General features: G+C 70.0%; 19 protein-coding genes. 9 read left to right on the plus strand and 10 right to left on the minus strand.

Annotated elements, in window-relative coordinates:
• The first annotated feature begins 147 nt into the window (after positions 1 to 147).
• The 3 genes from ACWEVS_RS05250 (at position 148) to ACWEVS_RS05260 (ending at position 5,268) form a co-directional block, all read left to right on the plus strand.
• A complete protein-coding gene (locus tag ACWEVS_RS05250; protein ID WP_452550041.1) occupies positions 148 to 2,868 on the plus strand; it encodes an HD domain-containing protein in 2,721 nt (906 codons plus the stop codon).
• Positions 2,865 to 3,362, plus strand: coding sequence for a hypothetical protein (locus tag ACWEVS_RS05255; protein ID WP_354922798.1), 498 nt, complete (start codon positions 2,865 to 2,867; stop codon positions 3,360 to 3,362). Before ACWEVS_RS05250 ends, ACWEVS_RS05255 begins: the two co-directional genes overlap by 4 nt.
• Positions 3,363 to 3,735: 373 nt before the next feature.
• On the plus strand, positions 3,736 to 5,268 hold the full coding sequence (locus ACWEVS_RS05260) for a M28 family metallopeptidase (protein ID WP_452550042.1): 1,533 nt from the start codon (positions 3,736 to 3,738) through the stop codon (positions 5,266 to 5,268).
• 497 nt (positions 5,269 to 5,765) lie between these two features.
• Here ACWEVS_RS05260 and ACWEVS_RS05265 read toward each other — a convergent pair whose 3' ends face one another.
• Positions 5,766 to 6,692: an AraC family transcriptional regulator gene (locus tag ACWEVS_RS05265; RefSeq protein WP_452550044.1), complete on the minus strand. Its 927-nt coding sequence runs from the start codon at positions 6,690 to 6,692 to the stop codon at positions 5,766 to 5,768.
• An 8-nt stretch (positions 6,693 to 6,700) separates the two neighbouring features.
• The gene (locus ACWEVS_RS05270) at positions 6,701 to 7,624 is read right to left on the minus strand and encodes an NADP-dependent oxidoreductase (RefSeq protein WP_354922806.1); all 924 of its coding nucleotides are present in this window, start codon (positions 7,622 to 7,624) and stop codon (positions 6,701 to 6,703) included.
• A 580-nt stretch (positions 7,625 to 8,204) separates the two neighbouring features.
• Between ACWEVS_RS05270 and ACWEVS_RS05275 the strand changes: the two genes are divergently transcribed.
• Together ACWEVS_RS05275 and ACWEVS_RS05280 are read left to right on the plus strand one after the other, a co-directional pair.
• The gene (locus ACWEVS_RS05275; RefSeq protein ID WP_452550046.1) at positions 8,205 to 8,858 is read left to right on the plus strand and encodes an HAD family hydrolase; all 654 of its coding nucleotides are present in this window, start codon (positions 8,205 to 8,207) and stop codon (positions 8,856 to 8,858) included.
• Positions 8,859 to 8,945: 87 nt separating this feature from the next.
• Positions 8,946 to 9,266: a hypothetical protein gene (locus ACWEVS_RS05280; RefSeq protein ID WP_354922815.1), complete on the plus strand. Its 321-nt coding sequence runs from the start codon at positions 8,946 to 8,948 to the stop codon at positions 9,264 to 9,266.
• 131 nt (positions 9,267 to 9,397) lie between these two features.
• On the opposite strand, the gene ACWEVS_RS05285 is transcribed toward ACWEVS_RS05280, so the two are convergent.
• The 5 genes from ACWEVS_RS05285 to ACWEVS_RS05305 are packed head-to-tail and all read right to left on the minus strand — an operon-like array spanning position 9,398 to position 13,058.
• Positions 9,398 to 10,177 (minus strand): M15 family metallopeptidase, encoded by a 780-nt coding sequence (locus ACWEVS_RS05285; RefSeq protein WP_354922818.1) that lies wholly within the window; start codon positions 10,175 to 10,177, stop codon positions 9,398 to 9,400.
• A gap of 20 nt (positions 10,178 to 10,197) precedes the next feature.
• Positions 10,198 to 10,647: a universal stress protein gene (locus ACWEVS_RS05290; RefSeq protein ID WP_452550048.1), complete on the minus strand. Its 450-nt coding sequence runs from the start codon at positions 10,645 to 10,647 to the stop codon at positions 10,198 to 10,200.
• Positions 10,648 to 10,657: 10 nt separating this feature from the next.
• On the minus strand, positions 10,658 to 10,903 hold the full coding sequence (locus ACWEVS_RS05295; RefSeq protein ID WP_452550050.1) for a DUF948 domain-containing protein: 246 nt from the start codon (positions 10,901 to 10,903) through the stop codon (positions 10,658 to 10,660).
• The gene (locus tag ACWEVS_RS05300; RefSeq protein ID WP_452550051.1) at positions 10,900 to 11,280 is read right to left on the minus strand and encodes a hypothetical protein; all 381 of its coding nucleotides are present in this window, start codon (positions 11,278 to 11,280) and stop codon (positions 10,900 to 10,902) included. The genes ACWEVS_RS05295 and ACWEVS_RS05300 overlap by 4 nt, the downstream gene beginning before the upstream one ends.
• Positions 11,277 to 13,058, minus strand: coding sequence for an MDR family MFS transporter (locus ACWEVS_RS05305; RefSeq protein ID WP_452550053.1), 1,782 nt, complete (start codon positions 13,056 to 13,058; stop codon positions 11,277 to 11,279). Before ACWEVS_RS05305 ends, ACWEVS_RS05300 begins: the two co-directional genes overlap by 4 nt.
• Positions 13,059 to 13,115: 57 nt before the next feature.
• Between ACWEVS_RS05305 and ACWEVS_RS05310 the strand changes: the two genes are divergently transcribed.
• Complete coding sequence (locus tag ACWEVS_RS05310; protein ID WP_354922831.1) at positions 13,116 to 13,658, plus strand: TetR/AcrR family transcriptional regulator; 543 nt, start codon at positions 13,116 to 13,118, stop codon at positions 13,656 to 13,658.
• 3 nt (positions 13,659 to 13,661) lie between these two features.
• On the opposite strand, the gene ACWEVS_RS05315 is transcribed toward ACWEVS_RS05310, so the two are convergent.
• From ACWEVS_RS05315 to ACWEVS_RS05325, 3 genes are all read right to left on the minus strand, one after another.
• Complete coding sequence (locus ACWEVS_RS05315) at positions 13,662 to 14,195, minus strand: flavoprotein (protein WP_452550055.1); 534 nt, start codon at positions 14,193 to 14,195, stop codon at positions 13,662 to 13,664.
• Between the two features lie 20 nt (positions 14,196 to 14,215).
• Positions 14,216 to 15,370: a phospholipase D-like domain-containing protein gene (locus tag ACWEVS_RS05320; protein WP_449915751.1), complete on the minus strand. Its 1,155-nt coding sequence runs from the start codon at positions 15,368 to 15,370 to the stop codon at positions 14,216 to 14,218.
• Between the two features lie 104 nt (positions 15,371 to 15,474).
• Complete coding sequence (locus ACWEVS_RS05325; RefSeq protein WP_354922839.1) at positions 15,475 to 15,882, minus strand: DUF7144 family membrane protein; 408 nt, start codon at positions 15,880 to 15,882, stop codon at positions 15,475 to 15,477.
• A gap of 240 nt (positions 15,883 to 16,122) precedes the next feature.
• On the opposite strand from ACWEVS_RS05325, the gene ACWEVS_RS05330 reads away from it, so the two are divergent.
• Genes ACWEVS_RS05330 through ACWEVS_RS05340 form a run of 3 tightly spaced genes read left to right on the plus strand, consistent with a single transcriptional unit; the run spans position 16,123 to position 18,197 of the window.
• Entirely contained in the window at positions 16,123 to 16,458 is a 336-nt protein-coding gene (locus tag ACWEVS_RS05330; protein ID WP_354922842.1) for a YciI family protein, read from the plus strand.
• Positions 16,455 to 17,693, plus strand: a complete 1,239-nt coding sequence (locus tag ACWEVS_RS05335) for an RNA polymerase sigma factor (protein ID WP_452550056.1) — start codon at positions 16,455 to 16,457, stop codon at positions 17,691 to 17,693. Before ACWEVS_RS05330 ends, ACWEVS_RS05335 begins: the two co-directional genes overlap by 4 nt.
• Before the next feature lie 24 nt (positions 17,694 to 17,717).
• A complete protein-coding gene (locus ACWEVS_RS05340; RefSeq protein WP_449915756.1) occupies positions 17,718 to 18,197 on the plus strand; it encodes a DinB family protein in 480 nt (159 codons plus the stop codon).
• Positions 18,198 to 18,271: the final 74 nt, after the last annotated feature.

Consider the following 18,271-nt stretch of genomic DNA (forward strand, 5'->3'; position numbering starts at 1 on the left):
CGGGCAGCAGAGGCGACGGTGCTGCCCGATATCCGTTTCCATCGGTTCAAGTGGATCAAGCAGGGTATAGTCAAGCCCAGGTCAAACAATTGACGTGGAGCCTCCATGCCCCATTCGTTTGAGCAGACCTCTCTTTGGCGAAGGTCATTGGCGCCTCGCGACAACGATCCGCATGGGGACGAGCGGGCACGGCTGCGGGCCGCCTATCTTCAGCTCCGGGAAACCGTCGAACCGCTGGCCACGTCGATCGCCCACTCGCTGCCGATGTTCACCGAGCACGGAATGGCGCACGCGGAAGCACTCTGGGAGATGGCCTCCCTCATTTGCGGCGAAGACATCTCCATCAACCCGGCCGAAGCGTTCGTCCTGGGCGGCGCATTCCTGCTGCACGACCTCGGAATGGGGTTGGCCTCGTATTCCGCGGCCGGAATCGACCTGAAAGCGGATCCCAAATACGACGACCTGCTGGCCGGGGCGAAGAATCGGCTGCGCAACTCCGAGGCGGCCGCCGGCAGTGAGCTCCTCGACAGGGCGGCGCACGAGGAGGTCGTCGTCGAGCTGCTCCGCCTGCGCCACGCCAGGCAGGCGGAGCGGCTGGTCGGCCAGGTCTTCCACACCTCCTCCGGCGAACCGTTCCACCTTCTGCAGGACGTGGAGCTCCGGCAGTTCTTCGGACCGCAGATCGGCCGGATCGCGCACAGCCACTGGTGGGGGGTGTCCGAGCTGCAGCGGCTGGCCCAGCGGCAGGGGTCGTGCCCGCTGCACCCGCCGACGTGGGACGTGGATCCGCTGAAGCTGGCCTGCATGCTGCGCCTGGCGGACGCCGCGCACATCGACTACCGCAGGGCTCCGATGCTCCTGCACGCCTTCAGACGGCCGTCCGAAACCTCGCGCAATCACTGGTTCTTCCAGGAGCGCCTGTTCCGACCGCGCGTGGTGGACGATCGGCTGGAGTACACCGCTTCGGCACCGTTCAGCCGGGACGAGACCGAGGCCTGGTGGCTCGCCTTCGAGACCATCCAGCTCATCAACGACGAGCTCCGGCACGTAGACGCCCTCCTGGCGGACAGCGGCAGGCAGCGTTTCAGAGTCCGGTCGGTGGTGGGCGCCGACTCCCCCGAGCGGCTGGCCAGGTCCATTCCCACGGACGGCTGGAGACCCCTCGACGCGCGTCTTCGCGTCACCGACACGGTGCAGGTGATCTCGAACATCGGCGGCCGCGACATGTACGGCAACCGCCCGGACATCGCCCTCAGGGAGCTGATCGCGAATGCCGGCGACGCCGTCAAGGCCCGCGCCGCCTTCGAGGGGTCGATCCGGATGTCGCCTGTGACGATCACCCTGGAGCAGTGCGGTGACGACTGGTGGCTGGAAGTGGCCGACCAGGGGATCGGCATGCGTCCCGAGACCATGGTGGCCGCACTCACCGACTTCGGGCACTCGCACTGGCGCTCGGCCGCGACCGTCGAGGAGTTCCCCGGGCTCCAGGCCAAGGGCTTCACGCCCACGGGCAAGTTCGGCATCGGCTTCTTCGCGATCTTCATGGTCGCCGACGAGGTGCAGGTCCGCAGCCTGGCATTGGGAGAGGCCGCGCGCTCGACCCACGTGCTCGAGTTCAGGCGCGGGCTGTCGGGTGGTCGTCCGCTGTTGCGGGAGGCGGAGTTCGAGGAGTGCCTCAGGAAACCGGGCACCGTGGTGAGAGCCCGGCTGCGGGAGGACCCCCGCAACATCAAGGGAATCTTCCGCACGAACAGCAAACGCGTCGGCCACACGGAGCTGCTGCACGAGCTGATCAACCGGATGTGCGCGCTGTCCGAGGTCGACGTCTCCGTGAAGGGCCCGGACGATCCCGCGCCGAGACACGTCATCGCGGCCGGCGACTGGTTGGACATCCCGGCCGCGGAACTCTTTCAGCGTCTCTACCGGCGCTCCGACATGGATTACATGCAGCGCATGCTCTACGAGCAGCATGAGAAGCTTTTCATCGACCACGAGACCCGCGTCTTGGACGACGACGGAAACACCATCGGCCGGGCGATGCTGCTTTCCGGGAGGGAAGCGTCGGAGACGCAGGACCTCTGGTGGCACGGCAACTATCGAGGCATGGTCTACGTCGGCGGCCTGCAGTCGTCTGCTTTCCTCTACACCATGGGAGCTTTCCAGGGCTTCCCCATGACCGCCGACCGGCTCACGTCCTTTCCCCTCGGCCGGCCGAAAAACCTCCAGGACTGGGCACGGTCGCAGGTGGACGTCGCACGGTCGAGTCCGTGGGCCACTCCCGGACACCAATGGATGATCGCCGATTTCGTCGGCGGTCTCGGCGTTTCACCCGAGACCCTGCCGTGCGCGCACTCGGCGGACGGCGCCCTGGACAGGGACGATCTGGTCGCGTGGGCCAGCGGCAAGTCGGAGGTGCTGCTGATCTCGTACGGCGACCTCATGGCGTTCGACACGCTGTTCGATCCGCCGAACTATCGCCGCTCCTTCTTCACGTATGACGGCCGCGGGGTCCGCCTCCCGGCACACGGGCTGATCGTCGAGCTCTATCCGATGTGGGTCTTTCCTGAGGAGATCGTGCCCAGTCCTCGCGACGAGCGGTTCACCGAGGCCGCGGAGAACGGCGAGGAGTGGAGCGCCTGCGCCTGGTGGTGCGAGCACGGCAACTACGGGGCGGCGGGCGTGGTCGTCAGAACCATCGCCGAGGCGTGGAAGGCGGACGTGGACGACGTGGTCAGGGGCATGGAGTCGCTCTATATCGACCGGGAGAGGGACAACCGCCTCGAACTCACCACGTTCACGAGCGATTCTCCCGCTCGCGTGACGGCCTTCCGGGTCCGTCGCCCGCGGGCGGAGACGACGCTCGTATGAGGCTCAGCGCCAGGCGGCCGAAGGAGGTGCCCGCCGCTCTGCCCGCGGACACGCCCGAGATCGCCGTCGAGCGCTACAAGTACATCCTCCAGCAGATCCACACCATCAACGAGAACGTCTACCGCTTCCTGGCCGTCTACCAGACGCTGGCCGTCGCGATAGCCAGCGCCGGCCTCGCGCTCTTCGTCGGCCACCGCGGCTGGCGGATCGACCCGGCAGTCGCCAGATCGGGCCTGGTCGCGCTGATGTGGCTCGAGACGGTGGTCGCCGCGTTCACCGTCATGATGATCGTCATCGGAGTCGTCTCCTGGCTCGACTACCGCCGGGAGGAGTGCGAGCTGGCAGACGAGTTCGTCCGCCCGGGCTTTCGCAAGCCGCCGCGCAAGGCCGCCTTCATCCGGTGGTACGAGACCTACATCGTGCTCTTCATCATCGGCTCCACGATCTTCATGTGGATCAGCACTCTCACCATCCTGCTTCCGGGGGTCACGTGACCGCCCCAGGCCGTGAGGGCCGCGACGCCACGACGCCGCAGGACGAGGGGCAGGTCGGCGGCCATCCGGCGACGTCACCGCAGGGTCCCGACCGCCGTCCTTGCGGAAATGCTGGTACTTGCCCTGCCGTCCGCTGACCTGGGCGGGGGTAATCAGACGTCGTGAGAGAACACGGTTCGGGCCCAGGCGCCTCGGTGCGGGCTGTCCGGCCGCTGCAGGACCTCGGGCGCCTTCGAGTGCCACGGCGACTGCATTGACTCCACTCGGCAACGAATTCGAAGCGGACCTTTCAAGATCGCATTAGCCCCAAGGCGTTCCATTTAATCGCGATTACGGGGATTGTCCGGCTCTACTCGTGATACAGGAGTTTCGCATGCGCATACGCGCGTATCGGAGCATGCTGGCCGCCGTCACCGCGGTCTCGGCCATGGCATTCCCCCTCGTCTCGGCCGCCCCGGCCGGCGCGGACCCCGACCCCGCGGCGTTCGGCATGAGCATCACCGCACCCCGGGTGAAGCGGCACCTGGAGAAACTGCAGCAGATCGCCGAGGCCAACGGCGGCACCCGCGCCTCGGGCACCCCCGGCTTCGACCAGTCGGTGGACTACGTCGCCGGCAGGCTCCGCAAGGCGGGCTACCAGGTCACGCTCCAGGAGTTCGAGTTCCCGTTCTTCCGCGAACTGGAGAAGGCGACCCTCGCCAGGACCGCCCCCACTCCCAAGACCTACGTCCTGGCGACGGACTTCGCGACCATGACGTACTCCGGCTCGGGCGACGTCACGGGCACCGTACAGGCGGTGGACCTGGTCCTCCCGCCGGCCCCCGCGCCGAGCTCCACCTCCGGCTGCGAGCCGAGCGACTTCGCCGGGTTCACCCCGGGCAACATCGCGCTCCTCCAGCGCGGCACCTGCACCTTCCAGGCCAAGGTGGCGAACGCGCAGGCCGCCGGCGCCAGCGCGGTGATCGTCTTCAACGAGGGCCAGCCCGGCCGCGAGGGCCTGCTGAACGGCACCGTCGGCGTGCCCGCCACCATCCCGGTCGTGGGCGCGACCTTCGCCACGGGCAACGAGCTCGCCGCGGCGGGAACCGTCGTCCAGGTCAAGACGACGACCGAGAGCGACCCCCACCGCAAGACCCGCAACGTCATCGCCGAGAACCGCTTCGGCGACCCCGACCAGGTCGTCGCCCTCGGCTCGCACCTCGACAGCGTGGTCGCCGGTCCCGGCATCAACGACAACGGCTCCGGCAGCGCGGCGGTCCTGGAGACCGCGCTGAGACTGGCCCCGCTGCCGACCAGGAACCGGCTCCGGTTCCACTTCTGGGGCGCCGAGGAGCTCGGACTGCTCGGCTCGAAGCACTACGTGGCCGGCCTGTCCGCCGAGGAGAAGGCCAAGATCAAGCTCTACCTGAACTTCGACATGATCGCCTCGCCGAACTACGTCTTCGGCATCTACGACGGCGACAACTCCGACGGTGTCGGCGCCCCGGCTGGCCCGCCCGGTTCCGACGAGATCGAGAAGCTCTTCGAGCAGTACTTCACGGCCGTCGGCAGGCCGTTCGTCGGCACCGACTTCACCGGCCGCTCCGACTACGGCCCCTTCATCGAGGCCGGCATCCCGGCCGGTGGCCTGTTCACCGGCGCCGAGGGCGCCAAGACCGAGGCCGAGGCCACCAGGTTCGGCGGCGAGGCGGGGGTGGCCTACGACAAGTGCTACCACCAGGAGTGCGACACCGTCACCAACATCAACGACGAGGCCCTGGCGATCAACTCCGGCGCCGTCGCCACCGCCGCGGCCGTCTACGCCTACAGCAAGGACCTGCCCGGCGGCGGAACCCCCGGCTCCACCGCTCCCGGCGCGGGCGGCGGGGGTGACGACCACGATCCCGACCGGGTGGTGAGCGAGTGACACTCCCCCACGGAACACGGCCGTGACACCTCAGCCGGGCCGACGCGCGGGCCGTCGCGCGGGCCGTCGCGCGGGCCGACGCGCGGGCCGACGCGCGGGCCGACGCGCGGGCCGACGCGCGGGTCTCGGCCGGCGTCTCGAGCGGCGACTCCTGGACGGCGAGCCACGGGTCCGGCGAGCCGCAGGCCCGGCGAGCCACGGGCCCGATGAGCCGCAGGCCCGGCGAGGCACGGGTCCGGCGAGCCGCGGGCCCGGCGAGCCATGGGTCCGGTGAGCCGTGGGTCCGGTGACGACCACGACGCCGAGCCCGTGCCGAACACGCACGGGCTCGGCCGTCCGCACCGCTCCCCCGGCCCCCTGGCGGGACGGGCCTCGTGGGACCCGGCGGCGAAGCGGCGACCTCCGCCGAAGACGTACCCGCCCCGGTCGCGCGGGGTCGGCGGAGCCCAGGCGGACGGCAGCTCGGTGCCGGCCGCCGAGGGACGCGGATCGTCAGGTCAGGCGGCCCTGGCCTGGCGGCGGTAGCCGCCGGGCGCGATGCCGTACTCGCGTTTGAACGCCTTGGCGAAGGCGAACTCCGTGCTGTAGCCCGTCTGGGCGGCGACCGTGGTCAGCGGCATGTCGGAGTCACGCAGGAGCTTGGCGGCCAGCGTCATGCGCCAGCGGGTCAGGTAGGCCATGGGGGGCTCGCCGACCAGGGCGGCGAACCTCCTGGCGAAGGCGGCACGGGACAGGCCGGACCGTACGGCCAGCGATTCGACCGTCCACGGGGCCGAGGGCGCGTCGTGGATGGCCCCCAGCGCCGGGGCGATCGCGGAGTCGCGAAGCGCGGCCGACCAGCCTTTGGCGGCGGCGGGCTGCTCGTCCAGCCAGGCGCGCAGGATGTACAGCAGCAGCGAGTCGATCAGCGCGGGCACGATGCCGTCCGAGCCGGCACGAGGATTGTCCAGCTCCGCGCCGAGCAGTTGGACCGCGGCGTTCAGCTCGCTATGACGGCCATGCCGGGTGGGCAGGTGGACCACCTCGGGCAACTGCCGGACCAGCGGGTGCGGCCGGGCCATGTCGAGATGGTAGTTGCCGCACAGCAGCGTGGTGCGCGGACCGCTGCCGCCCAGCACGACCGAGCCGATCGGCGGAGCCTTGGTGTAACGCTCCGGTCCCGGCACCTCCGGCAGGGTGGCGGGGTGGTCGGCCAGGATGTAGCGGGCGCCGCTGCGGAGGAACACCACATCACCGGTGCTCAGCGGGATCGGCTCCAGCCGGGCGTCCACGGGGACGAGCCAGCACGACCCGTACAGCACCACGTGGAAGCCGGCGCCCGCGGTCGACGGCAGCTGCAAACCCCACGGCGCGTGGCCGTCGGTGCGGATCGAGGTGGGATGCCCGGTCCGCATCGACTCCAACGCCTCGGTGAGGAGATCCATGTACTGCTTTATAGCGTCAGGACGAGCTTGCCCTGGACCTGGCCCGCCTCCAGCACCTCGTGCGCCTTCCCCGCCTTCTCCAGCGGGAAGGTCTCCTCGACATGCGGGTGGATCTGACCGGCGTCGACCAGCTCGGCGATGGCTGCCAGCGCCACGTAGTCGGGCTCGACGGACACTCCCGCGAAGCGCCGCCCCGCGGCCTCCACCCGTGCGGCGAGCTCGGCGTTCCAGTGCTCCATGATGCTGACAAGCACCCCGCCGGGCTTGAGTACGGCCAGCGAGCGGTCACCCTGCGAGTTGGAGTCGAGGACGATGTCCACATCACGGACCGCCTCGGTGAAGTCGACGGTCTGGTAGTCGATCACCTCGTCGGCGCCGAGGGACCGGACGAACTCGTGCTTGCCCGCACTGGCGAGGGCGATCACGTACGCGCCCTGGGCCTTGGCGATCTGCACGGCCAGGTGGCCGACCCCACCCGCGGCCCGGTGGATCAGCACCCGGTCGCCCGCCCCGACCTTCGCCGCGTCCACCAGCCCCTGCCAGGCGGTGAGCCCGGCCAGCGGCAGAGCCGCCGCATGGACGTGGTCGAGGGAGGCGGGCTTGCGCGCCACCTGACGGGACGGCGTGGCGACGTACTCGGCGTAGCCGGTCGCGGCGCGGGGGAAGAACGGCATGCCGTACACCTCGTCGCCGACCTTGTACCTGGCGCCGGGGGCCGCCTCCTCCACGACGCCGGAAATGTCCCAGCCGACCCCGAACGGCGGTTCACCGAGCAGCGGGTAAGCGCCGGACCGCACGGCGGCGTCGACCGGGTTGAGGCCGCTGGCCCGCACCCTGATCAGGACCTCGCCGGACAACGGCGTGGGCCGTTCTGCCTCGACGACCTGCAGGACTTCGGGGCCGCCGAAGGAGTTCTGGATGACAGCGCGCATGGGATGCTCCCTGGTTGGTCGGTTCGCTGTGATCAACCTAGGAAGGTTGGACCGGTCCGGAGAATGGCAGTCCGTCTTCTCCACATATCCCAACGTCTCACCCTTCGGCGCTCTCGAGACATCAGCGTTCTCGGGATATCAGCGGGGTTGACCTCGTGGTCGTCGAGCCGGGGATGGACTCGGCAACGATGTCGGGGCTTCGGGCAGGCGGCCCGGTCCCGGATGGCCCCGTAGCCGGCGATGCGGTCCTGCACGGCACTGGTGCCGGGGTGGGACGGCGGGCAGGATGGGCTCCTCCAAGAGGCAAGCACTGATCTGAGCGTCCCACCCTTGCACCAAGATCCGGAAGAGGCGCGCACTCCTCCGCTCGTCCGATGCCGGCCACCAGACCCCCACGATGGGCACCAGCGGCGACCGCTCAGCCCTGGTCGAGACTGGCCCGCGGTCCGATTGCCGCATCTGCGCGGACGATCCTGATCTTGCTACGGATCAGAGGCGCGGTCGCCATGGCGTCCGTGCCGATGCCGGTCCAGCGACGGAAACCGATGAGACCTGAGGGGGTCAGGTAGGGTGCCATGCCGTGGCTCAACGGCTTGCTCTGTTCGACCTCGACAACACGCTTGTGGACCTGGACGAGGCTTTTCGGCTGTGGGCCGGCGAGTTTGCCAGCCAGCACAGCCTTACTGGCGAAGCGGTTGATCGGCTGATCGCTCTCGACCGTGCAGGGCACCCGCACCGTGAAGTCTTCTTCTCCATAGTCCGCGAGCATTTCAGCCTCTCCAACCCGGTCGACGAGCTCTGGAGCCGCTATCGCCGGCGCATGCCGTACCTCGTCCGCTGCCGGCCTGAGACGCTCGACGGGCTGGCCCGGCTCCGCGCCTCGGGATGGAAGGTGGCGATCGTCACCAACGGGATGGCCGACAACCAGCTCGGCAAGATCCAGCAGACCGGCTTGGCTGAGGCTGTCGACGCCTACGCGCTGTCGGGGATCGAAGGGATGCGCAAACCCGACGTCGGCCTGTTCGAGGTCGCCGCCAAGAGGTGCGGGACGACCCTTGCCGACGGGGGATGGATGGTCGGTGACCACCTCGTTGCCGATATCGGCGGAGGACGGTCAGCCGGTCTCCGTACCATCTGGATCGATCGGGGCACATGGCCGGAGCACGACCATCCCGCGGATCACGTAGTCACGGGCGTGCTCCAGGCGATCGAGATCCTTCTCCAGCACCAATAACCGAGGGGCTCGAATCAGCTCGCTCAAGTGATACAGCGGCTTGACGACGTCTCGCCATCGACCTGAACACCCTTCACGATGACCGGCATGGGGAAGTCTCACAAGCGCGGCCAGCAAGCCAAGTCTGACCCCGCCCAGCCGAGTGCCGACGAGCTCGCGCTGCGCCGAGCCCAGAGTAAATACGCCGCACAGCGGGCCGGCGCCGAGAAGCACGGGCAAAGATCGAAAGTCACCCCGGAGGAGAAGGAATTCCGGGCCAGGCAGGCTGCCTTCTCACGTGACAGAGCCCGAACGCCTGGCACCCCAGAGTTCAAGAACCGCGAACGTCAGCGAGAAGCCGCCCGGACGGAGGAAGCGATCTGGAACAGCACCCGTGATCCGGAAACTTTCGAGTCCGAGGAGTGGTGAGCGGGTGTCCACACCCCAGGAGCGCAGGGCACAACGAGGGCACATCAGAGCGCGAAACCGACAGACAAGGCGAGACACAGCGAGGTGCCGAACCGCAGGTCAGCGGCCATCCGGCGGGATCGGCGCGGGGCTCAGCCGCCGCCCTTGCTGAAGTGCTGGTAGTCCTTGGTGCCGGACCAGTAGCCGCCCCATTCCCAGCCGACCGCGGCGAACGTGCGGACCACCCGGTCGCCGGGGTTGATCACGCCCTTGCCCTTCATCGGGCGTTCGGTGAACTCGCGGGCGTTGTCGTGGGCCGTGGAGCCGGACGCCGTGACGTACGGGTTCTCGCGCGGGTTCACGTCGACCGCCTGGCCGTAGGCGTGGTTGGACCAGCTGCTCGACCCCGTGGCGCGGCGGCAGTTGAAGGCTGAGGTGTTGTCGGCGTCGATCGAGGCGTAGTCGCTGCCCTTGTAGACGTCGACGGGCTCCATGCGGTTGATGGGGTACCGCATGGCGTACAGCTTCTTGAAGACGGTGACGATGTCGTCGGTGACGGTTTCGCGGACGACGAGTTCGCCGGTGTGGGCCTGGTCGTCGAAGCCCCAGTAGGTCATGGTGATCAGGCGGAGGTCCCGGTAGTGGACGGGGCAGCCGGGGCGCCAGGAGTGGGGGAGCCGGTCGGGGTCGAGTTTGCTCACCTTCGCCTGGAAGGCGGGCGGGCCGGTGGGTGACGGCGCGGGGGTCGGGTCGACGGCGGGCGCGGTGGAGGCGGCGGGGTCGGCGGTGGAGGTCGACGTGGCCGCGGGATCGGTGGACGGGGCGGTCGCGGGCGTCGGGCCGGTGGCGCCTGGGCTCGCCGACGCGACGGGGGCGGTGTTGGCGCCGCATGCGGTGACCAGCAACGATACGGCGGCGATGACGCGTTTCACCTTTTCCAAAGTAGCGCGCTCTACGGCACGACCAGTACCGTTCGCCGCGCGTGCCGTATCAAACCTCGGGACACGGACGCGTGCCAGGGCGAGCGGGAGCGGCCGACGACGATGGCGTCGGCCCGGTGGGTGGCGGCGAGCGTTTCGAGCTCTCTGGCGGCCTCGCCGCGCACGCTGACGAAGCCCCAGGGCACGCCGTGGTGGCCCATCTCCTCGCGCAGGTCGTCGATGAGGTCCTCGGCGGGGTCGGGGATGACCGGGGAGCCGACCCAGAACCACAGGGTGGTGCTGGTGAGGGATTCGACGAAGGCGACCAGCAGGCCGGCCCCGTCGCGGCGGGCGAGCCCCGCGGCGTACGCGAGGGCGTTGCGGCTGGGGCCGGTGCCGTCGTAGCCGACGACGAGCAGGCCCGCGCCGTCCTTGCCTATCTCGAACCGGCCGTCGGGGAGCGGGTTGGCCAGCGGTTCCACGGCGCCGCTCTCAACGGGTGGGGTCCACGGCGTGCCGGCCGCGACGGGCGAGCTCGCGCAGCGTGGCGGCCGCGTAGCCGGCCAGCGTGAGGAAGGCGCCCGCGGCCAGCAGGCCGCCGATCCACACGTCGTTCACGGTGGCGTCGGTCCAGGCGGCGCCGCGCGGCTGGTAGCCGGTCACGAAGGGGGCGGCGACCAGCCAGAGGCCGCCGACGAACAGCAGCGCGAGGGCGCCGAGGCCCAGTGTGGTCTTCATCGCCGGTGTCCGTTCGTGGTGGTGAGGTCTTCGCGCAACGCCTCGACGAGCGGCGCGAGCATGGTCGCCAGTTCCGCCGACGACATGCCGGGGGGTGCGGGCTCGGGTGCGGGTTCTGGTTCGGGTTCGGGGGCGCGCTGCCGTACGGTGACCAGCCCGCGGGCCACCAGGTCCTCGTGGATGGCGGCGGCGAAGGCCACCACGCCCACCAGGCCGGCGACGGTGACGCCGAGCCCGGTGAAGAACTCCACGTTCGTGGCGTCGATCCAGTCGTCGAACTCGGGCTGGGTGCCCAGCGCGAATGGTGCGATCATCAGCCACAGCCCGGCGATCGACGCCAGGGCGGCCGTGACCGCGCCCACGAACCTGCGCATCATCGTGCGGCTCCTTCGGGGACGATGTTGACGGACGGCACGGCGCGGGCCAGCAGCGCGCGCGAGGTGGGGCGCAGCACGGCGCCGGCCACGGCTCTGGCCCGGTCGCCTTCGGGTCGGTCGTCGGGTGGCGCCATCCGGGCGACCGCGCTGACCAGCGCGGACGGCCTGCCGTCCGCATGCTCGACGCGCTGGGCGATGAGTTCGAGCAGCAGGCCCGCTAGGACCAGGTCGTCCTTGCCGGGCGATGCGGACGGCGCCGCCTCGGCGGGGCCGTGTCCCCGCAGCGGCAGCTCCTTCAGGAACAGCACCGCGAAGAAGCCGAGCACCGCGATGGGCACGCCGACCAGGAAGACGGTCTCCAGACCTCTGGTGAAGGCTTCGAGCACGATGCCCTTGACGGGTTCGGGCAGCTGCTGGATGTCGGCGGGGCTGCCGAGGCTGAGCGAGCCGCCGCCGGGCGGCCTGACGTGCGCGGCCCGCATGAGCTCGGCCATCTCGTCCTTGAGCCGGTTGGACAGGATCGCCCCGAACGCGGCGACGCCGACCGCCCCGCCCAGCGAGCGGAAGAACGCCACGCCCGAGGTGGTGGCGGCCATGTCGCGTAGTTCGGAGCCGTTCTGGGCGGCGAGGATGAGCATCTGCATCGACAGGCCGAGCCCGATGCCGAGCACCGCGACGTCCACGCCGATCAGCCACTGCGTCGAGTCGACGTGCAGTTGCGAGAGCAGGAACAGTCCGACGGCGACCAGCAGCAGGCCGACGACCGGGAAGATCTTCCACCTGCCGGTCCTCGTGACGATCTTTCCGGAGATCACGCCGGACAGGAACAGCGAGAACACCATCGGCAGCGTCATCAGGCCCGAGGCGGTCGGGCTCATGCCCTTGACGATCTGCAGGTACTGCGGCAGGTAGATCATCGCGCCGAACATCGCCATGCCCACGAAGAGGGAGGCCAGGCTGGTGAGCACGAACGTCCGGTTGCGGAACAGCCGGGGCGGCAGGATCGGGTTGCGGGCGGTGCGCTCGGCGAACACCGACAGCAGCAGCATGACGACCGCGACGGCGCCGAGGAAGTAGGTCCAGAACGAGTTCCAGGCGAACTCGTGCCCGCCCAGCGTCAGCAAGAGCATCAGCGCGCTCGCGCTGGCGGTGATCGTCGTGGCGCCCCAGATGTCGATCGAGGTGTTCCGGTTGGTCGCCGGCAGCCTGAGCACCTTCTGGATCACCGCGAACGCCACCACGGCGAACGGGATGCACACGTAGAAGCACCAGCGCCAGCCCAGCCAGTCGGCGTCGACGATGAACCCGCCGAGCAGGGGGCCCGCGACGGTGGAGATGCCGAAGACCGCGCCCATGTAGCCGGAGTAGCGCCCCCGCTCGCGCGGGGGCACGATGTCGCCGAGGATCACCTGGGACAGCGCGGACAGACCGCCCACCCCCAGACCCTGTACGGCACGCGCCGCGATGAGCTGGCCCATGTCCTGCGAGAGCCCGGCGGCCAGCGAGGCGGCGACGAACAGGCCTAGGGCGATCTGGAAGAGCAGCTTGCGGCCGTAGACGTCGGACAGCTTGCCCCACAGGGGGGTCGACACGGTCATCGTGAGCATGGTGGCCGAGGCGACCCAGGAGTACTGCTCCTGCCCGCCGAGCTCGCCCACGATGGTCGGCAGCGCCGTACCCACGACCGAGGTCGAGATCATCGAGGTGAGCATGGCCAGCATCAGCCCCGCCATCACCTCGAGGATCTCTTTGTGGGTGTACTGCCTGGTTTGTGCCATGCCAGCGAGTATACGTCTGTTTACTAGCCGCGCGGCAAGTGCGATTAGGCTTCAGCCATGGAGGTCCGGGTACGGGATCGCGAAGCGACCAGGGAACGCCTGCTCACGGCGGCACGCGCGCTGTTCACCGAGCACGGCTACGAGCAGGTCACCGTACGCATGATCGCCGCCGCGGCCGACGCCAACCTCGCGCTGGTCGGCCGCTACTTCGGCTCCAAGGCGGGCCTGTTCGGCGAGGTGCTGGCGGGCGAGCCGTCGGTCGCCAGGGTGCTGGACGGCGACACGGCAGGGCTGCCCAGGCGGCTGGCCGAGTACGCGGCGCAGCGCATGCACTCCGACCCCGAGAGCCCCATCCTGCGCACGCTGGAGCGATCGGCCGGCGACCCCGAGGTGCAGGCGCTGATGACCGAACGGCTCAGGACCGCGGTCGTGCAACCGCTGGCGGCCCGGCTGGGCGGGGACGACGCGCACGCCCGCGCCCGCCTGGCGACGGCGGTCTTCCTGGGCATCGGGTCGGTACGGCGGCTGCTCGGCCCGGCGGATCCGTCGGCCGACGACATCGACCGCCTGACCGCGGTGTTCGAGGCCTGCCTGCGGTGAGGCTCAGCCGGTCAGGTCGGCGAGCCTGTCCAGCGCCAGGCCCCACGGGAAGGCCGCCGCGTGGTCGGCGTCCGCGGTGGCCGGTGGCGGCTCGAACTCTCCCGGGCCCAGCAGCACCGCGACCCCCTCGGCCCGCAGGCTCGCCACGTTCCTGACGAACGGCGCCCGCGAGGCCAGCGCGCTGTTGACGAACGGCAGCACGACCACCGGGATCCCCAGCCCGGGGGCCTCCGCCAGGACGCCCAGGGCGTAGGTGTCGGTGATGCCCGTCGCGAACTTGTTGACCGTGTCGAACGTGGCGGGCGCGACCACGATCGCGTCGGCCCGCGGCGGTTTCGGCTCGTCGGGCCCGCGGTACCTGCTGCGTACCGGGCGCCCGGTCTGCTCCTCCAGCGCGGCGACGTCGATGAAGCCCAGCGCGGAGGGGGTGGAGACGACCTGGACGGCCCATCCGGCGTCCTGCGCCATGGCGACCAGCCGCCCGACGCCTCCTGCCGGTACGGCCGCGCACACGATGACGTACAGGACCTTGCTCATACCAGCGGAAGGTTAACGCCTCAGCCCTCCCCGATGAAGCGCTCGCCCGCAGCCTCGATGCGCAGGATCTCCGTCCTGAAGAAGCGGGCCAGCTCGGCGCAGGCGGCCGGATCGACCGGGCCTCCCTCGCGTCTGGGCAGGTCGGGGTAGGGACTGCCGATGACGAAGATGTTCTCGTCGTTGTAGTTGTTCGCCGGCTCGGTGTAGTTGAACGAGCCCGCGATGACCGTGGCGTCGTCGATGACCATGAGCTTGTGGTGGAGCTTGCCGAAGGCGGGGCCGCGCTTGGGGAAGTACAGCTCGATGTTGGCGCGGTCGAGGTCGTGGGTGGCCGCCCACTTCTGCGCCCCCTGGCCGGGGTCCATCGCTCCGGTGACGGCCCGCCCGGCCGCGGCCAGGGCGATCATCGCGTCGTCGATGCCGGAGGAGCCGGAGAAGGTGAAGATGGCGAAGTCGACCCGGTCGGTCGCCTTGAGCATCTGCTTCATGATCTCCAGCTCGGGCGCGTGGTCCGGGGCGAACAGCACCTTCACCGGGATGCCGTTGAGGCTGTAGGCGGCCGGGACCTTGCCGTGGGCACCGCGGCCGAACTGCCCGGCGCGCATCTGGTTGAACTCGGTCGTGTACGCCAGGCAGACCCGCGCGTCATGAAATATCACGACATGGTTGAGGTTACGGTGGCAGTCGGTGCCGGTGAAGTTCGCCGACCCCGACAGGATCGCCGACGTGGGCAGGGCCCGCTCGCGGTAGTCGCGGATGATGAACTTCTGGTGGAAGATCGCCGGGTTGTAGTCGGCCTTCACGTCGACGTCGCAGCGCAGCAACGCGGCCAGGATCTTCCTGTTCGGCTCCAGGCTGCGGGCGCCCGTCTCCTCCCCCCACTGGACACGCCGGCGCGCGGCCGCCTCGTCCTCCCCCGCCCGCGGGATGATCTTCGGCAGCTTCGCGGAGACCAGATAGTCCTGTTCCAGCACCATGCGGACGTCCACCCCGCGGAAGCGGGCGTCGAGCACGGCCTGGGCGATGGGCTCGGAGTCGAGCTCCTGGACGGCGATGTCGAGGGACCGCTGGGCGCCGTCGATGAAATCGATGATCACGTGCTCGAGGTCGTCTGCCGCGCCCAGCTCGGTCGGCCCGACGAACGCCTCGATCTTGCCACCGGCGAACATCGTCATGCGGTAAGCGTTCCACTACAGCAGGTGGCAGACAAGCATCACCCGCGACGGGCGTACCGCATCCCGCCGACGGCACGCGCCGCGGGCCGGGCGGAGCCCGGGGGTCAGTCCTGGGGGGTGACGATGAGGCCGTAGATGATCATGATGCAGACGCCGATCCCGATCAGCGACCAGATCGGGAAGGCGGCGATGAACAGGAACTGCCCGAGCATCGCCAGCGCCGCCATGAAGATGCCGGCCCATCGCGCCCACCCCTGCCCCATCAGGAGACCGGCGCCGGTGGCGATCTGCAGCGCGCCGATCACCAGCCAGATCCAGCCCCACGTGTTGTAGTCGAGCACCAGGAGCCGGCCGTCGGGGGCGAGGAAGTAGCTCTCCTTGACCAGGGCGATGAACCCCTCGATGACGTTGAACACGCCCATCATGACGCCGAGCATCCCGGCGAATCCGTACCATCCGGTCTGCATCGGCTGGCGGAAGGTGGGGCCGTGCGGGGTGGAGGCGGTTGTCATCGCGAGCTCCTCTCACCGATCCCGGCAGGTACTGCCGAGCCCATTCAGCGGTGGTCATTCCCTGGTTGTGGATAGCGCTAGTAACCGATCCGACAAAGTTCTCGTAAGGAAAGTAACTGGCGGTGCCAGACGGACGACAGCGCCCTCCGGCGATCCGATGGCACGAGTTTCCGCGCGGCTGTCCGGATCGGGCCGCGCCGATCGTCACTAGGGTGCAACCACCGAGAGGAGACCCTGGCGATGAAGTACGTGATGTTCGTCTGCACCGACACGGAACCGGACACCGACCCCGCCGCGACGCCCGACATCGACACGTGGGTGGCCGAGAACGACGCCGCCGGCCGGCGGCTGCAGGGGATGGTGCTGGCGCCGAAGTCGACCGCGACGACGGTGCGCGTGCGCACCGGCGAACTGCTCGTCTCGGACGGCCCGTTCGCCGAGACCAAGGAGGTGATCGTGGGCTTCGACCTGCTCGAGTGCGCGAACCTGGACGAGGCCATCGAAGTCGCCCGCACCCATCCGATGGCCCGTGGCGGACGCATCGAGATCCGCCCGCTGGCCGACTTCGAGCAGTGACCGGTCCGGAAGGGGCCACGGCTCCGGAAGGGGCCACGGCGGTCCAGGCGGCCGCGACCGCGGCCGCCGACGCCTATCCGCGTATCGTCGCGGCGCTGATCCGCGTCACGGGCGACTGGACCCTGGCCGAGGACTGCGCGCAGGAGGCCCTGGCCCTGGCGCTGGAGCGCTGGCCCGCGGACGGCGTCCCGGCCAACCCGGGCGGCTGGCTGATGACGGTCGCCCGCAACCGGGCCCTGGACGTGTTGCGGCGGGCGTCCGTCGAACGGCGCAAGCTGCACGAGCTGGCGGTGGCGACGCTCACCGCCGCCACCGAGGAACCGGCACCGGAGGAGATCGTGGACGACCGGCTTCGCCTGATCTTCACCTGCTGCCACCCGGCCCTCGGACCGGAGGCGCGGGTGGCGCTGACGCTGCGCACGATCTGCGCGGTGCCGACCGCGGACATCGCGCGGGCGTTCCTGGTCACCGAGTCCACGATGACCCGGCGGCTGACCCGGGCGAAGACGAAGATCGCGCAGGCGGGCATCCCGTACCAGGTCCCCACCGGCGTGACCCTGACCGAGCGGCTCCCGGGCGTGCTGGCCGTGCTGTACCTGCTGTTCACCCACGGCTACAACGCCGACGGGGAGCCGGCGTTCGCCGAGGAGGCGATCAGGCTGGCCAGGCTGCTGGCGCGGCTCATGCCCGGACAGCCCGAGGCGGCGGCTCTGCTCGCCCTCTTCCTGTTCCAGCACTCCCGGCGCCACGCCCGCCGGGACGCCGAAGGCCACCTGGTCACCCTCGACAAGCAGGACCGGTCCCGCTGGGATCACGCCGCGATCGGCGAGGCCGAGGGCATCCTGGCCGCTCTGCGGCACCTCGGGCCCTACGCGCTGCAGGCGGAGATCGCCTCCTGCCACGCGACCGCGACGTCCGCGGCCGACACCGACTGGCGCCGGATCGCCTCCTGCTACGACCGGCTCGTACGGCTCCAGCCGGGTCCGGTGATCGAGCTGAACCGCGCCGTGGCGCACGGCTACGCGTACGGGCCCTCGGCCGGGCTCGCCCTGCTCGAACAGGCTCACGCCGGCGGCGCGCTCGACGACTACCCGCTGGCCATCGCCGCCGAGGCGGACCTCACCGCCCGCGCCGGCGACCGGGAACGCGCCGCCGTCCTGTTCCGGCAGGCGGCAGCGCGGACCCACAGCGCGTCCGAGCGCCGGGGGCTGCTCGTCCGCGCCGCCGAACTGTAGAGAGTCGTCGAGAAGGGAACGTCCATGGACCTGCTCACCGCCCTCAACGGCCAGCGCCGGCACGTGCTCGGCATCGTGGACGGCCTGACCGAGGAGCAACTGCGCCGGCCGGTGCTGCCGTCCGGCTGGTCGTGCCTGGGGCTGGTCAACCATCTGGCGCTGGACGTCGAACGGTTCTGGTTCGGCGCGGTGGTCGGCGGCCGGCGGGCCGCGATCGACGAGCTGGCCGGGACGGCCGACGCCTGGCAGGTCGGGCCTGACGTACCCGCCCGTGACGTGCTCGACCGCTACCGCCAGGAGATCGACCTCGCGGACGCCGTCATCACCGCCACTCCCGAGGACGCCGCGACCGCCTGGTGGCCGCAGGACCTGTTCGGCGACTGGCGGCCGCGCACCCACCGTGACGTGCTCCTCCACGTGATCACCGAGACCGCCTGCCATGCGGGGCACCTGGACGCGGGCCGCGAGCTGATCGACGGCAGGCAGTGGCTCGTCCTTCCGTGACCGCCGTGGCGCCGAGTCCGCCTTTCACCGCGAGAGGGGCGCGGCGGGACAGGTAGACCCGTGTGACGAAGTTC

The sequence above is a fragment of the Nonomuraea sp. NPDC003754 genome, from assembly GCF_053605785.1.

Excerpts from the sequence above, each read along its gene's own strand:
- ACWEVS_RS05320 (WP_449915751.1), bottom strand. The coding sequence starts at position 15,370 with ATGACGATGTTCGCCGGTGGCAAGATCGAGGCGTTCGTCGGGCCGACC.
- ACWEVS_RS05265 (WP_452550044.1), bottom strand. The coding sequence starts at position 6,692 with ATGGATCTCCTCACCGAGGCGTTGGAGTCGATGCGGACCGGGCATCCC.
- ACWEVS_RS05280 (WP_354922815.1), top strand. The coding sequence starts at position 8,946 with ATGGGGAAGTCTCACAAGCGCGGCCAGCAAGCCAAGTCTGACCCCGCC.
- ACWEVS_RS05300 (WP_452550051.1), bottom strand. The coding sequence starts at position 11,280 with ATGATGCGCAGGTTCGTGGGCGCGGTCACGGCCGCCCTGGCGTCGATC.
- ACWEVS_RS05255 (WP_354922798.1), top strand. The coding sequence starts at position 2,865 with ATGAGGCTCAGCGCCAGGCGGCCGAAGGAGGTGCCCGCCGCTCTGCCC.
- ACWEVS_RS05260 (WP_452550042.1), top strand. The coding sequence starts at position 3,736 with ATGCGCATACGCGCGTATCGGAGCATGCTGGCCGCCGTCACCGCGGTC.
- ACWEVS_RS05325 (WP_354922839.1), bottom strand. The coding sequence starts at position 15,882 with ATGACAACCGCCTCCACCCCGCACGGCCCCACCTTCCGCCAGCCGATG.
- ACWEVS_RS05330 (WP_354922842.1), top strand. The coding sequence starts at position 16,123 with ATGAAGTACGTGATGTTCGTCTGCACCGACACGGAACCGGACACCGAC.
- ACWEVS_RS05295 (WP_452550050.1), bottom strand. The coding sequence starts at position 10,903 with ATGAAGACCACACTGGGCCTCGGCGCCCTCGCGCTGCTGTTCGTCGGC.
- ACWEVS_RS05305 (WP_452550053.1), bottom strand. The coding sequence starts at position 13,058 with ATGGCACAAACCAGGCAGTACACCCACAAAGAGATCCTCGAGGTGATG.
- ACWEVS_RS05270 (WP_354922806.1), bottom strand. The coding sequence starts at position 7,624 with ATGCGCGCTGTCATCCAGAACTCCTTCGGCGGCCCCGAAGTCCTGCAG.
- ACWEVS_RS05315 (WP_452550055.1), bottom strand. The coding sequence starts at position 14,195 with ATGAGCAAGGTCCTGTACGTCATCGTGTGCGCGGCCGTACCGGCAGGA.
- ACWEVS_RS05340 (WP_449915756.1), top strand. The coding sequence starts at position 17,718 with ATGGACCTGCTCACCGCCCTCAACGGCCAGCGCCGGCACGTGCTCGGC.
- ACWEVS_RS05310 (WP_354922831.1), top strand. The coding sequence starts at position 13,116 with ATGGAGGTCCGGGTACGGGATCGCGAAGCGACCAGGGAACGCCTGCTC.